Source organism: Klebsiella sp. LTGPAF-6F, assembly GCF_001753185.1.
GTDB classification, from domain to species: Bacteria; Pseudomonadota; Gammaproteobacteria; order Enterobacterales; family Enterobacteriaceae; genus Klebsiella; species Klebsiella michiganensis.
This window is the reverse complement of the sequence record NZ_CP017450.1, coordinates 1145628-1159367: the sequence shown is the minus strand read 5'-3', so window position 1 is coordinate 1159367 and position 13740 is coordinate 1145628. Positions and strand designations below refer to the sequence as shown.

The following is a 13740-nucleotide window of genomic DNA, read 5'->3' as shown; positions in this document are numbered from 1 at the left end:
TTTGATTCTTAATGTAAATCATCAAAGCCGCTGCGATTGCACCGACGTTGACCGGCAAGCCACGCAGTATACCAGTAAAAAGAAATATGCGATGCAGTGATTAATAAAGCCCATTTTGTGATTCCGATCACACTTGTTAAATCCTATACTTAATTGCAGTTAAAAAATTAACAAACAAACGAGTGTCCTTCTATGGCAGAAACAAAATCTCAACAATCACGGCTACTCGTGACGCTGACGGCTCTTTTTGCAGCGTTCTGTGGCCTGTATCTTTTAGCGGGCGGGGCCTGGCTGGTCGCTCTTGGCGGCTCATGGTACTACCCTGTCGCAGGCCTGGTCATGCTGGGCGTCACCGTCATGCTGTTCCGCGGCAAGCGTTCTGCGCTTTGGCTGTACGCCGCGCTGCTGCTTGCCACTATGATCTGGGGAGTATGGGAAGTTGGTTTCGACTTCTGGGCGCTGACCCCGCGTAGCGACATTCTGGTCTTCTTCGGCATCTGGCTTATCCTGCCGTTTGTCTGGCGCCGCCTGCCGATTCCCTCCTCTGGCGCCGTTGCCGGGCTGGTTGTCGCCCTGCTGATTAGCGGCGGTATCCTGACCTGGGCCGGCTTCAACGACCCGCAGGAAGTCAACGGTACGCTGAGCGCTGATGCAACGCCAGCGGCCCCCATTTCCGACGTAGCCGATGGCGACTGGTCGGCGTATGGCCGCAATCAGGAAGGCCAGCGCTACTCGCCGCTGAAGCAGATCAACGCCGATAACGTGAAGAACCTGAAAGAAGCCTGGGTCTTCCGTACGGGCGATCTCAAGCAGCCTAACGATCCGGGTGAAATCACCAATGAAGTCACGCCGATTAAAGTGGGCGACACGCTTTATCTGTGTACCGCTCACCAGCGCCTGTTCGCGCTTGACGCGGCCACCGGTAAAGAAAAGTGGCATTTCGATCCGCAGCTCAACGCTGACCCCTCTTTCCAGCACGTGACCTGTCGCGGCGTTTCATATCATGAAGCCAAAGCGGATAACGCGCCGGCGGATGTGGTTGCCGACTGCCCGCGTCGTATCATTCTTCCGGTCAACGATGGTCGCCTGTTCGCCATCAATGCCGAAACCGGTAAGCTGTGTGAGTCCTTTGCTAATAAAGGCATTCTCAATCTGCAAACCAACATGCCTGTCACTACGCCGGGTATGTATGAACCAACATCACCGCCGATTATTACCGACAAAACTATCGTCATTGCCGGCGCCGTGACCGATAACTTCTCCACCCGCGAGCCGTCGGGCGTTATCCGCGGCTTTGATGTGAATACCGGTAAACTGCTGTGGGCCTTTGACCCGGGCGCGAAAGATCCCAACGCGATTCCTGATGATGAACATCATTTCACGCTGAATTCACCAAACTCCTGGGCGCCAGCGGCCTATGACGCGAAGCTGGATCTGGTCTACCTGCCTATGGGCGTAACCACCCCGGATATCTGGGGCGGCAACCGTACGCCTGAACAAGAGCGCTATGCCAGCTCCATCGTGGCGCTGAACGCCACGACCGGTAAACTGGCGTGGAGCTACCAGACCGTTCACCACGATCTGTGGGATATGGATATGCCGTCGCAGCCGACGCTGGCGGATATCGACGTCAACGGTAAAACCGTGCCGGTGATTTACGCTCCGGCAAAAACCGGTAATATTTTTGTCCTCGATCGCCGCAACGGTGAACTGGTTGTCCCGGCACCGGAAAAACCGGTTCCGCAAGGGGCGGCGAAAGGTGACTACGTCGCGAAAACTCAGCCTTTCTCCGACCTGAGCTTCCGTCCGAAGAAAGACCTGACCGGCGCGGACATGTGGGGCGCCACCATGTTCGACCAGCTGGTGTGCCGCGTTATCTTCCATCAGCTGCGCTACGAAGGGATTTTCACCCCGCCGTCAGAACAAGGCACGCTGGTATTCCCGGGTAACCTGGGGATGTTCGAATGGGGCGGCATCTCCGTCGATCCGAACCGCCAGGTGGCGATTGCTAACCCGATGGCGCTGCCGTTTGTCTCAAAACTGATCCCTCGCGGCCCAGGTAACCCGATGGAGCAGCCTAAAGACGCCAAGGGTTCCGGTACCGAAGCCGGTATTCAGCCACAGTACGGTGTCCCTTACGGCGTTACGCTTAATCCGTTCCTGTCACCGTTTGGTCTGCCCTGCAAACAGCCAGCCTGGGGCTATATCTCCGCGCTGGATCTGAAAACCAACGAAGTGGTGTGGAAAAAACGTATCGGTACGCCGCAGGATAGCCTGCCGTTCCCGATGCCGATTAAGCTCCCGTTCACAATGGGTATGCCGATGCTGGGCGGTCCAATCTCGACGGCCGGCAATGTGCTGTTTATCGGCGCGACCGCGGATAACTACCTGCGCGCGTACAATATGAGCAACGGTGAAAAATTATGGCAGGCACGTCTGCCGGCGGGCGGCCAGGCGACGCCGATGACCTATGAAGTGAATGGCAAGCAGTACGTTGTCATCTCTGCGGGCGGTCACGGTTCGTTTGGCACGAAGATGGGCGACTATATCGTCGCTTATGCTTTACCGGACGACGCGAAGTAAAAAACAGAAGGCCCGGTTTCCGGGCATTCTCTCTATGGTACATCTCTCTCTTTTCTATCGAAACAAGCCACACACCTCGCCCTTAGACGGGAAGCGAATTCTACACCGTAAAACCCAGCATCATTCCCGTATCTTCATGCTCCAGCAGATGGCAGTGCGCCATATAGGCATGTTCTTTCGGCGCATCGTGATCAAATTTCACCAGTACTTCACTGACATCGCCTTCAACCCTGACGGTATCTTTCCAGCCGCTCCTGTGGGGTGCCGGCGCTTTGCCGTTTTCGGACAAAATACGGAACTGAGTGCCGTGAATATGGAACGGATGCAGCATCATGTCGCCTTTGCCAGAAATCACCCACCGCTCATACTGCCCTTTCGCCGCCGCAAACAGGGGAACATTCATATCAAAGGCTTTACCGTTGATCCGATTCGCATTATGGAAATCAAACTCCTTATTGCCGTGCTTCATCTGCGCCGTGCCGCCATGATTCATGCTTCCCATGTCACCGTGGTTCATATTGTTCATATTCCCCATCTCTCCGTGATTCATCATCATGCCATGGTCCATGCCGGACATGGCCTGGTCGCCATATTTTTGCATCAGCGCCTGCATGCCCATCATATCGAGCATCGGATCCATCGAGAGCTGCAAAGTACGCTGAGTCAGGCCCTGAAGCGAGGGCAGCGCTGGCATAGCGGCCAGCACATCCGGCAGATTACCGGAAGCCTGGATAGTCAGCGGCTGCACGCGTAACACTGGCTGCGGCCGATCAAACGGAGCGATCGCCATCCCCATCTGGTTGACCGGGAGCGTAATTAAATCGAAGGGCTTCCCGTCAGTGGTATCCACCAGCACTTCGAAACGCTCGCCCATCAGCACCGGCAGCGCGTTAACTTTCACCGGCTCAGCCAGAAGACCACCATCGCTTGCCACGACGTACATGGGCCGCTTATCGCTGGTGGCGAAATTCAAAGAACGCGCATTACAGCCGTTCAGCAGACGTAAACGTAGCCAGCCGCGAGGCGCAGCGTGCTCCGGGTACAGCGCGCCGTTAGTGAGTAGCGTATCGCCAAACCAGCCCACGGCTGCGCTCATAATATCGAGCTGATAATCAATCTCTCCCGCTGAGGTGAATTTTTTATCCTGCACAATCACCGGGACATCATCAATTCCCCACTGCTTTGGCAGGAGCAGCTTTTCGCTTTCTGCATCAGAAATCAGCACCAGCCCTGCCAGCCCCATCGCGACCTGTCTGCCGGTTTTGCCATGCTGATGGGGATGGAACCAGCAGGTCGCCGCCCGCTGCGTTGGGGTAAAGGTCACCGTGCGGGAGCCTCCGGCGGCAATCACGCCCTGGGGACCGCCGTCCACGGCGCCGGGAACCTCCAGACCGTGCCAGTGCACGGTGGTCTCTTCCGCCAGACGGTTATGAATATCGATGGTCGCCTCCTCACCCTGCTTAAGCTGTAGGGCCGGGCCCAGCAGATTGCCGTTATAGCCCCAGGTGGTCGCCAGATGCGGACCGAACTGCGTTTTTCCAGCCTGAATGATTAACGAGATGCGATTGCGCGCGTCGGCGGTAAGCAGTTCGGGTACAGGCAAAGATGGGCGGCTGGCGGCAAAAACCGAGCGGCTCCATAGCGGCAATGCGCTGGCCACGCTGACCGCAGCGGTTAGTTTAAGAAACTCACGACGTTGCATTTTCACATCCTTTTTATTCTGCTGGTGAATAATTGAGCTTAAACCCTCCCCCAACAGGAAGGTCAAGCAGAAGAGTAAGAATAAAGCTCGGCGCACTGTAACGAAGTGTGCTAACTTTGTTTGTCCGTGATTCAATGGTAGAAAAAATGAAGACGCTTTTCAGAACAATAGTGCTTGGCAGCCTGCTGACTCTCTCCGCCAATAGCTATGCATTAAGCGAGTCCGAAGCGGAAGATATGGCTGATTTAACGGCAGTATTCGTCTTTCTGAAGAACGACTGCGGTTATCAAAATCTGCCTAACACGCAGATTCGCCGTGCCCTGGTCTTTTTTGCTCAGCAGAATCAATGGGATTTAAGCAATTACGACAGCTTCAATATGAAAGCGCTCGGCGAAGATAGCTACCGGGACCTTAGCGGAATCCAGATTCCCACCACTAAAAAATGCAAAGCGCTGGCCCGCGATTCGCTTAGCCTGCTCGCTTACGTGAAATAACCCCCTTCATTTCAGAAAACGGTAGCCGTGCGAATACGGCTATGGCGCCGCGTAATAATAACAATTCAATTAACAATAGCACTTAATTTATATCTCAATTCATAGAATTCAATGATAATTCATTAAGCATTCAACATATTAATATATACCCTAAATAATTAGAGTTACTTGAAGGCGACAAGGGGTGAGCGAGCGTAGCCAACGCATCAGCAGCGTGAAATATGACGGGTATAACTAATATTAAAAGTACGCCATCAAAAATCATAAACTCTATTATTGCAATCTTCTTTTTCGCACACTATTATCGCCCGATAACACCTCTTTTTATCAATGGAATGAAACCTTGAACAGATCCTTATTTACAAGCATAGCGCCTCTGGCCCTCATTTTATTAGCGGGTTGTAATTCAATACAATCCAGGCAATCCGCCGGATTAGTGAAACCCTTATCTGAGTCGACATTAAGCCAACAGCAAACCGAACAGCAGAGAATCGCCGATGAGCAAGCGCGTTTAGACACTTGCCGTAAAGCGCTGGAGTCGCTGAAAGAAGTGAACCCCAAACAGGCGGACAAACTCGGCAATGAGTTCACTGCCCTGCTTAGCGCGGCATCACAATATAATTCTGTGCGCAGTAAAGTGGCAGAACCGACAAAACAGGGGATCGATTCGATGTACCAGTTCAAATCAATCAAGCTGTGCGCTGATATTGAAAAGGAGCTGATCGATAGCCTTGTTAAACGTGGTGAAAATGTTCAGCCATGAACGGGAAAATAGCCAAAAACTTCAATCCGGTATCGCTGGCAGCAGTTTTTGTGCTGGCGCTATCGCCGGATGTCTATGCGGAAAAAGATGCCCTTATTAGCGTCACGGCAAGCTCAAATAGTGATGCTTCAGGCCCGGCATTTTTAAATTATGCTAAAGAGCATCAGGCGCAAAAAATCAGCGAGCCGGTAAAGCCCGTTGAGGAGAAAAGCAATAATACAAAAACAACGAATAAAAAAACCGTCCTGAATACCCATGAAGTTTCCCGTCAGGCTGCAATAATTGCTCAAAAAGATAAACTCATCCGCCAACTTCGGCAGCAGCTTGATGCGAAGCCGGCCATGATGAACGCCGAAGCAGACAACCAAAAAGCGCTGAAGGATAAAATTCAGCTGCTTGAGAAAAAGTTAGCGACTGCCGTAGCCGAAAAACAACAATTAATAGATAACGCGCTATCCGCCGCGGCTGAAATAAAACAGATCGAGGGTCAGCGTAATGCCACAGAAAATAAAACGCTGCAGCAGGAAAAAAGAGTGGCATTAATAGAATCCGCGAAACAAAAAGTTGAGCGTCAGCTGGCTGAGGCAACCGCCGAAAAGCAATCCCTGCAGCAGAAGCTCGCAGCGCTGGAAACAGAAAAACAGGATACGCTCTCAAAGCTGGCGGCGGCCGCAGCAGAGAAACAAGCGCTCACCGGTAAGTTCACGACAGAGGCGAAAGAGAGGCAAGCCCTCGCAACAAGGCTCGCTGCTGCAGAGGCAGATCAGCAGGAAATGCTGACAAAACTCGCCGCGGCTGACGCCGCACAGCGGGCGCTGCAAACGAAACTCGATGCGTCTCAAGCCGAGCAGAAAGCAGCGATAGCGAAGCTCGCCGCCAGTGAAGCGGAAAAAACAGATTTAACGACAAAGCTGGCGGCCGCGGCAGTAGAAAAACAGGCGCTCACGGCTAAACTAGACGCCGTTATCATCAGTAAGCCCCAGCCGTCCCTTCAGGCGGATGCTGTCCGTCAGCAGGCCGATCAAGACCACGCCCTACAGCAGGCCAGCGCCGATGAAATTACCCGGCTAAAGGCCAGGCTTGCTGACGCCGAGGCGAAAAAGCCGCTGGCTATCGACTTTGCAAAAGAGCCTCTGCGGCAGGCTTACGCTATCGGCGTATCGATGGGCGAGGAGGTGCTGCAGCTCTTATCTACCCGGGCATCTCAGGGCGTAAAAACCAGTAAAGATACCGTTTTACAGGGGATTATGGATTCTTTTTCAGGGGATATCGCCCTTGATGAGAAAGCGCGCAATAAAGCCTTATTCGATGTGTCTAAAAAAGTCTTTCAGAACCTAAAGAAGCTCGAACAGCAAACCCTTAGCGAAGGAAAGAAATATCAACAACACTTCGCGAAGCAAAAAGGGGTGGTATTGAAAGACGGCATTTACAGTCGCATAGATTATGCCGGCAAGGGCAAGATTCTCGACAGCGATATCGTTACCGTCACCATCAAGGAAACGCTTACCGACGGAACCGTCATTAACGATATGGAAGCGGAGGGGAAAGTCTGGTCCCAGCCTCTGAAATCTTATCCTCCCATCTTCCTTGGGCCACTCAAGCGGCTGGGAAACCACGGAGCGATAACGGTCGTGATCCCTCCCAATCTCGCCTACGGCAGCGAAGGCAAGCCGCCTAAAATCCCGCCGGGAGCGACCATGGTATATACCGTCAGAATCGTTGACGCCACTGCGGCGGAACCACAGGTTAAAAAACCCTGATCCTGGTGCCTCCCACCGGGGAGGCGTTTTCCCCTCTTTGTGAACGGGTAATGTTCCACGCTTCATTTGCTGAAATATCCACCGTGCATCATCTTCTATAGTTGGCTATGATGTTGCGCTCATTTTTAATGGGTGTAACAGGTGTTAACAAAGGAGGATCTGCCCGTGGCCGATAGCAATCTGTGGCATGAAACGCTGCACGACCATTTTGGTCAGTATTTCAGCGTTGATAACGTTCTGTATCATGAGAAAACCGAGCATCAGGATTTAATCATTTTCGAAAACGCAGCCTTTGGCCGCGTGATGGCGCTGGACGGCGTGGTACAAACCACCGAACGTGATGAGTTTATCTACCATGAAATGATGACCCATGTTCCTCTGATGGCCCACGGCCAGGCGAAACATGTGTTAATTATCGGCGGCGGCGATGGCGCCATGCTGCGCGAAGTCTCCCGTCACCGCAGCGTCGAAACCATCACCATGGTAGAAATTGACGCTGGCGTGGTTTCATTCTGTCGCCAGTACCTCCCCAACCATAATGCGGGTGCGTACGACGACCCGCGCTTTACCCTGGTGATTGACGATGGCGTCAATTTTGTTAACCAGACGGCGCAAACGTTTGACGTCATTATCTCCGACTGCACCGATCCTATTGGTCCCGGCGAGAGCCTGTTTACTTCCGCCTTCTATGAAGGCTGCAAGCGCTGCCTCAACCCAGGCGGGATCTTTGTCGCTCAGAACGGCGTCAGCTTCCTGCAACAAGATGAGGCCGTCGATAGCCATCGCAAGCTCAGCCATTACTTTAGCGACGTAAGCTTCTATCAGGCGGCGATTCCCACCTACTACGGCGGCATCATGACCTTCGCATGGGCCACGGACAACGAAGCGCTGCGCCATCTTTCCAGTGAAATCATCCAGGCCCGTTTTCACAAGTCGAACCTGAAGTGCCGTTATTACAATCCGGCCATTCACGCGGCGGCATTTGCTTTACCGCAGTATTTACTGGATGCGCTATCCACCGTTAAGTAAGGAGGTGATCTAAATTGAAAAAATTGAAGCTGCACGGCTTTAACAATCTGACCAAAAGCCTGAGTTTTTGCATTTACGATATCTGCTACGCAAAAACGGCAGAGGAGCGCGATGGCTACATCGCCTATATTGACGAACTCTACAACGCCAACCGCCTGACGGAAATTTTGTCAGAGACCTGTTCGATTATCGGCGCCAATATTCTTAACATTGCCCGCCAGGATTATGAACCGCAGGGCGCCAGCGTGACGATCCTGGTCAGCGAAGAGCCAGTCGATCCGCAGCTTATCGATCAGACAGAACACCCGGGTCCGCTACCGGAAACCGTGGTGGCGCATCTCGATAAAAGCCATATCTGCGTTCACACCTATCCGGAAAGCCATCCTGAGGGCGGACTGTGCACCTTCCGCGCCGATATTGAAGTCTCAACCTGCGGGGTCATTTCACCGCTGAAGGCCCTGAACTATCTGATTCACCAGCTAGAATCCGATATCGTCACGATTGATTATCGCGTTCGCGGTTTTACCCGCGATGTGAACGGCATGAAGCACTTCATCGATCATGAAATTAACTCCATTCAGAACTTCATGTCCGAAGATATTAAGTCTTTGTATGACATGGTGGACGTGAACGTTTATCAGGAAAATATTTTCCATACTAAGATGTTGCTTAAGGAGTTCGACCTTAAGCACTATATGTTCCACACGAAGCCGGAAGATTTGAGCGAAGAGGAGCGTAAGGTGATTACCGACCTGCTCTGGAAAGAGATGCGCGAAATCTACTACGGACGTAATATACCGAGCGTGTAACACCGTATCGGCTGGCGGTATCCTTAACGTTCAGGCTGTACCAGCGTAAGGGCAACGGACTGCGCTTTCAGCTCAGCCTGAACGGGAAGAGGCAGACTCACATCGGTAATAATGTCAGTGAAGCGGCCCAGCGGAGCGACGTTGAACAGCGAGTGGGCGCCATATTTGCTGCTGTCGGCCAGTAAGATCTTACGCTGGGCGTTGGCAATGATCTCCTGCTTCAGCCCCGCCTTTTCTTCCGTCGGCGTCGTCACGCCCTCTTCCACGCTCCAGCTGTTACAGCTCATAAAAGCGATATCGGGATAGACGCTACGTAACATCTTACGACCAAACTCGCCGATACAGGACTGGCTGCTGTCATCAATGCGGCCACCGACGATGGTCACTTCTATCTGCCGGAACTCGGATAAAAACAGAGCGATATGCAGATCGACTGTGATCACCCTGAGCGGAAGATGGGTCAGGCATTTTGCCAGCTCCAGCATGGTGGTGCCGGCGTCCAGTACCACCGCGTCGCCCGCCTGCACCATCGAGGCGGCAAAACGCGCAATCGCCCGCTTTTCCGCAGGCGATCGTAGCTGCTTTTCATTGGTGGTAGGCTGAGAAGGCTCAAAGCGCCGCAGGGCAACACCGCCGTGGCTGCGGCTGATCACGCCCTGCTCATCCAGTTTGATCAGATCGCGTCGTATCGTTGCAGGCGATGCTTCTACCGCATCCACCAGCTGTTCCACGGTCACCAGCGTATGATTTTTCAAATACGCTACAATCTTATCCAGACGGTGTTGTCCTTTCATAACAGGAAATTACGCCAGTTGCATTGCCAGTTTAATCGATACGGCCATGCTCTCAGATTTTGCTTTTCCCGTCCAGGCTATATCAAACGCGGTGCCGTGATCGGCAGAAGTGCGGATGAACGGCAGACCCGCGGTGATATTCACCCCATCGTAGAAGCCAAGCAGTTTGAGCGGAATATGTCCCTGATCGTGGTACATCGCCACCACCATGTCATATTGCCCCTCGTATGCCTGTAGAAACACGGTGTCCGGCGGGCAGGGCCCGTAAACATCGATTCCCTTCGCTTTCATGTTTTCAATGGCCGGCGACACAATGCGTATTTCTTCATCGCCAAACAGACCGTTTTCGCCCGCATGGGGATTGACCCCGGCAACGGCAATGCGCGGCTGGGTGAAGCCGACGCGTTTCAGGAAGCGATCCGCGATGCCGATGACCGTCTCCACGCGCTGGCCATTAAGCGTATCGAGGAACTTACGCAACGCAATGTGGGTCGAGACATGAATGACCTTCAGCTTGTCGGTGTAGAGCACCATGGCGTAATCGCGGCTTTCAGTCAGCGTCGCCAGCAGCTCGGTATGACCAGGATAATTGTGCCCGGCCAGATGAAGCGCTTCTTTATTCAGCGGTGCGGTCGCGATGGCGTGTACGTCGCCTTTCATCGCCAGCGCCGTCGCCCGCTTCACGCAGCGGTAGGCCAGATCGCCCGCCTGGGCCTGCACTTTACCCGGCTCCAGCGCGTCCGGCTGGGCCAGCGGCTCGTCGATGACATGAATCACGCCAGGAGCAAATCGCGCCTCCGCGACCTCGGCGATCGCGCGAAAGGTGACGCCTTCGGCCAGCCCTTTGTCCTGCAGATGTTTCAGGGTTTTCAGACACCCGACCACCACCAGCGGCGCGCCGTTGAGCTCGTCTTCACAAAGCGCTTTGACAATAATTTCCGGACCGATGCCCGCCGGGTCGCCCATCGTAATCGCAATTGTTTTAGTTACCACTGTACATCTCCTCAATAAAATAAAGCGCATCACAAAGGGTGCTGTCTGAACCGAATCCGCCGGCTTTAGTGATAACCGGCAGATCGTCGATTTCACTGTTAACGAACGTCCCACAGGGAATACAGGGCGCCACCTCACTCTGAATGCGATAGCCTTCCGCCCCGAGCGCGGCGGCGACCGCGGTGGCGATATCTCCTCCGGTCAGGAAGAGCCCGCCAATACGAGCCAGTTCGATAATGCGCAGCGTAATCATCCCGAGGCGTTCGCTAAGCATCTCACCGAGCTGCTGGCGGCTTACGCCAGCCTGAGCGCACAGGCCGTCGATCATCTGCCGATCGTCCGCACTCCGGCTGGTACGTAAAATGGTGTGCTGCTGGCGACCGAGCAGCGCACAGGCCTGTTCAACCGCCGCGGCCATTTCCTGCTCGTACTGGGCCGAGGCCAGCCGCGAGGCATCAATATCCACGACCCTGGCGCGCGCCTGGCAGAGCGCTTTTTCAACCTGCCGCCGCGTGGCCTCGCTCATCGATCCGGCCACCACCAGTACCGGTAGCTCCTGCTTTTCCTGCATGAAGGTGCTGACCGGTAGCGCGTTCGCCAGCCCGGCAGCGCCCACCAACAGCGGCATCTCTTTTTGTTCACAAATAGCCTGGGCAATCAGCAACAGATCGCGATCTTCCACGGCATCCACCACCACCATGCACTCACCCTCGGCTGAAAAAGCCGTCAACAGGGCGCTCAATTGCCCCCGACGAACGTCTTCGAGCGACACTTCATGAACCGGGATATCGCTTTGCAGGGCGATCAACGTCGCAATACGCGAGGAGATAATGGGCGTTTTCGGATCGCTGGCGAATTCGGTTTCCAGCAGTGGCGTACCGTTGACCAGGCATAATCCGTCGCGGGTGGTACGCCCGGCTGCGGGGATAGCCGCCGCAATTACGGCCAGCTTCCGGTTTGCAGCACGCATTGCCGCCGTCACTTCAGCCCCCACGTTACCGCGGAAAGTGGAGTCGATTTTCTTGTAAACCAGCGGACGCGCATCACCATCGCACCACGGCGCTAACGCCTGCGCTACCGCTTTCCCGGCCTCAGCTGCAGGCATCGCGCGGCTTTCGGTGTTGATCACCAGCACATCAGCGCGACGCGAAGGTTTTTGATCCGGCGTTAGCATCACTTCCGTGCGCGCCCCCTTCTTTGCCAGCTGCACGCCGGTATCGTTAGAACCCGTAAAGTCGTCGGCGATAACGATCATTTTCATGCTTTTTTCTCCTCTGCAACCTGACGCGCTTGCTTCTTAGCCACCCATGAGGTGAGGACCGGCGTCAGAATCGCGGTGGTGATCACCGATGCGGCAATCAGCGGCGCGGCCGCGGCGGCAACCTCTGCCAGAGAGGGATCGGCCTGGGCAATCGCCAGCGGCGTCGCCACGGCGTTTCCGGCGGTACTGGACGCCGCCGCGCCGGCAATCCCGGTTCCGCCCACCAGACGGTCGGCACGAATGTTAAAGAAACCGCCGATGAAGGTCGTCAGCACGCCGAGCAGAATGCCCGCCAGACCGCCCTGTAGCAGCATTTCAAGGTTGATCCCTGCGCCCAGCGCAAAAGCGAAGAATGGGATCAACAGCGGGCCGCCTTTGGTCAGGAAGTCGCGCATGTTGGGATCGAGGTTACCCAGGATCATTCCCACCACCAGCGGCACCAGCACGGCGACCAGCGCCATAATGGGAATGTTGGCCATCCCCGCCGCGCCCAGCGCGATCATCGTAAAGAATGGCCCGTCATTCAGTGACAGGATGGAGATCGCTCCCACATCACGCTCGTTACCAAACTCGCCAACCAGCGCGGCGTAAAGCCCGCCATTCGAGTTACTCATCGCGGCGATGATCGCCACGCCGCTTAAGCCGAAGATCCCTTCAGCACCAAAGAGCTGTTCCACGCCGAGGCCAATCGCAATGGCGATCAGGAGTTTGGTCAGCGTAATGGTACCGCCCTGCAACAGCGCCTGTGGCGCTGCCTTGACGCTAATTCCCGCCCCCATACAGAGCAGGAAGGCGCCAATCAGCGGCGCTGCGCCGTTTTTAAACAGCGCGGTGGTGAACCCGCCGATCTCAAGCGCTTGCGGGGCAAAGGTATTGATAATGGCGCCGATCACCAGTGGCACAACCATCATGCCGCCAGGTACACGTTCTATAGCCTTTTTGATGTTCATGGTCTTCCCGCCTGTTGTTATGCTGTGATTAAATAAAATCACAAAGATTATATTCAATCAAATAAACTTCACAAACGCGCCAGATCACAGTTTTAAAATGATTAATAAAAATCAAACCAGGCCGTTAAGGCTAAAAAAAAGCCGGACATAACTGTCCGGCCGTGGAAATGATTAACGTTGCTCAGGATTGACCTACAAATTTTCGATAGGCGTTGACGACCTGAAGAAAGTCTTCCACGCCGCATAGCGAGAGGCTTTCTTCGTCATAGTAGCTCATCCCCTCTTCTATCTCATCGCCGGAAAAATCCAGTTGGTTAGCGCGGATCATCACTTCTTCGCCGTCCAGCCATAGCGTGTATTCATGGCCGACGCGTTGCCAGGACCGTTCACTGCCTTTAACGGTGCGCGCGGCCTGCTCGACTTCGTCCAGCAGGGCAAGGTTATCTTTAACCTCTTCGTTGAACCAGTGGCCGATCGCCTCATGATCCATCGACATTCGCACCTTTACCACTCCGGTAATATCGCGCAGAAATTCGTAATCCATAGTCTTTTCCTCTGCAAGGGCAGTGCGTCACCGCTGCACTGTACCCATACAGTCATTA

Annotated in this window: 12 protein-coding genes; 6 read left to right on the top strand and 6 right to left on the bottom strand. The window is 54.3% G+C overall.

The window, feature by feature from the left end; genetic code table 11:
• Positions 1–192: 192 nt before the first annotated feature.
• Positions 193–2583 carry a glucose/quinate/shikimate family membrane-bound PQQ-dependent dehydrogenase gene (locus tag BJF97_RS05410; protein WP_014227949.1) on the top strand — a complete coding sequence of 797 codons (2391 nt, stop codon included), beginning with the start codon at positions 193–195 and terminating at the stop codon, positions 2581–2583.
• Between the two features lie 100 nt (positions 2584–2683).
• Here the strand turns inward: BJF97_RS05410 and cueO are convergent, their stop codons facing one another.
• The gene (gene cueO / locus BJF97_RS05405; protein WP_032694408.1) at positions 2684–4285 is read right to left on the bottom strand and encodes a multicopper oxidase CueO; all 1602 of its coding nucleotides are present in this window, start codon (positions 4283–4285) and stop codon (positions 2684–2686) included.
• A 146-nt stretch (positions 4286–4431) separates the two neighbouring features.
• On the opposite strand from cueO, the gene BJF97_RS05400 reads away from it, so the two are divergent.
• The 5 genes from BJF97_RS05400 (at position 4432) to speD (ending at position 9140) form a co-directional block, all read left to right on the top strand.
• Complete coding sequence (locus tag BJF97_RS05400) at positions 4432–4779, top strand: YacC family pilotin-like protein (RefSeq protein WP_014227947.1); 348 nt, start codon at positions 4432–4434, stop codon at positions 4777–4779.
• Between the two features lie 343 nt (positions 4780–5122).
• The gene (locus BJF97_RS05395; protein WP_032694409.1) at positions 5123–5542 is read left to right on the top strand and encodes a hypothetical protein; all 420 of its coding nucleotides are present in this window, start codon (positions 5123–5125) and stop codon (positions 5540–5542) included.
• The gene (locus BJF97_RS05390; protein ID WP_032694410.1) at positions 5539–7302 is read left to right on the top strand and encodes an FKBP-type peptidyl-prolyl cis-trans isomerase N-terminal domain-containing protein; all 1764 of its coding nucleotides are present in this window, start codon (positions 5539–5541) and stop codon (positions 7300–7302) included. Before BJF97_RS05395 ends, BJF97_RS05390 begins: the two co-directional genes overlap by 4 nt.
• A 165-nt stretch (positions 7303–7467) precedes the next feature.
• On the top strand, positions 7468–8331 hold the full coding sequence (gene speE / locus BJF97_RS05385; protein WP_032694411.1) for a polyamine aminopropyltransferase: 864 nt from the start codon (positions 7468–7470) through the stop codon (positions 8329–8331).
• Between the two features lie 14 nt (positions 8332–8345).
• The gene (gene speD, locus BJF97_RS05380; protein ID WP_004098656.1) at positions 8346–9140 is read left to right on the top strand and encodes an adenosylmethionine decarboxylase; all 795 of its coding nucleotides are present in this window, start codon (positions 8346–8348) and stop codon (positions 9138–9140) included.
• A gap of 23 nt (positions 9141–9163) precedes the next feature.
• On the opposite strand, the gene BJF97_RS05375 is transcribed toward speD, so the two are convergent.
• The 5 genes from BJF97_RS05375 to yacL all read right to left on the bottom strand — a co-directional run bounded on the left by BJF97_RS05375 (position 9164) and on the right by yacL (position 13682).
• On the bottom strand, positions 9164–9934 hold the full coding sequence (locus tag BJF97_RS05375) for a DeoR/GlpR family DNA-binding transcription regulator (protein WP_032694412.1): 771 nt from the start codon (positions 9932–9934) through the stop codon (positions 9164–9166).
• A 9-nt stretch (positions 9935–9943) separates the two neighbouring features.
• Positions 9944–10927, bottom strand: coding sequence for a D-threonate 4-phosphate dehydrogenase (locus BJF97_RS05370; protein WP_014837413.1), 984 nt, complete (start codon positions 10925–10927; stop codon positions 9944–9946).
• Positions 10917–12188, bottom strand: a complete 1272-nt coding sequence (gene dtnK / locus BJF97_RS05365; RefSeq protein ID WP_032694413.1) for a D-threonate kinase — start codon at positions 12186–12188, stop codon at positions 10917–10919. Before dtnK ends, BJF97_RS05370 begins: the two co-directional genes overlap by 11 nt.
• Positions 12185–13138: a 2-keto-3-deoxygluconate permease 1 gene (locus tag BJF97_RS05360; protein WP_025106505.1), complete on the bottom strand. Its 954-nt coding sequence runs from the start codon at positions 13136–13138 to the stop codon at positions 12185–12187. Before BJF97_RS05360 ends, dtnK begins: the two co-directional genes overlap by 4 nt.
• Positions 13139–13319: 181 nt before the next feature.
• On the bottom strand, positions 13320–13682 hold the full coding sequence (gene yacL, locus BJF97_RS05355; protein WP_004098646.1) for a protein YacL: 363 nt from the start codon (positions 13680–13682) through the stop codon (positions 13320–13322).
• Positions 13683–13740 lie beyond the last annotated feature (58 nt).

Coding starts and splice junctions, on each gene's coding strand:
- BJF97_RS05410 (WP_014227949.1), top strand. CDS start 193: ATGGCAGAAACAAAATCTCAACAATCACGGCTACTCGTGACGCTGACG.
- cueO (WP_032694408.1), bottom strand. CDS start 4,285: ATGCAACGTCGTGAGTTTCTTAAACTAACCGCTGCGGTCAGCGTGGCC.
- BJF97_RS05400 (WP_014227947.1), top strand. CDS start 4,432: ATGAAGACGCTTTTCAGAACAATAGTGCTTGGCAGCCTGCTGACTCTC.
- BJF97_RS05390 (WP_032694410.1), top strand. CDS start 5,539: ATGAACGGGAAAATAGCCAAAAACTTCAATCCGGTATCGCTGGCAGCA.
- BJF97_RS05375 (WP_032694412.1), bottom strand. CDS start 9,934: ATGAAAGGACAACACCGTCTGGATAAGATTGTAGCGTATTTGAAAAAT.
- dtnK (WP_032694413.1), bottom strand. CDS start 12,188: ATGAAAATGATCGTTATCGCCGACGACTTTACGGGTTCTAACGATACC.
- BJF97_RS05360 (WP_025106505.1), bottom strand. CDS start 13,138: ATGAACATCAAAAAGGCTATAGAACGTGTACCTGGCGGCATGATGGTT.
- yacL (WP_004098646.1), bottom strand. CDS start 13,682: ATGGATTACGAATTTCTGCGCGATATTACCGGAGTGGTAAAGGTGCGA.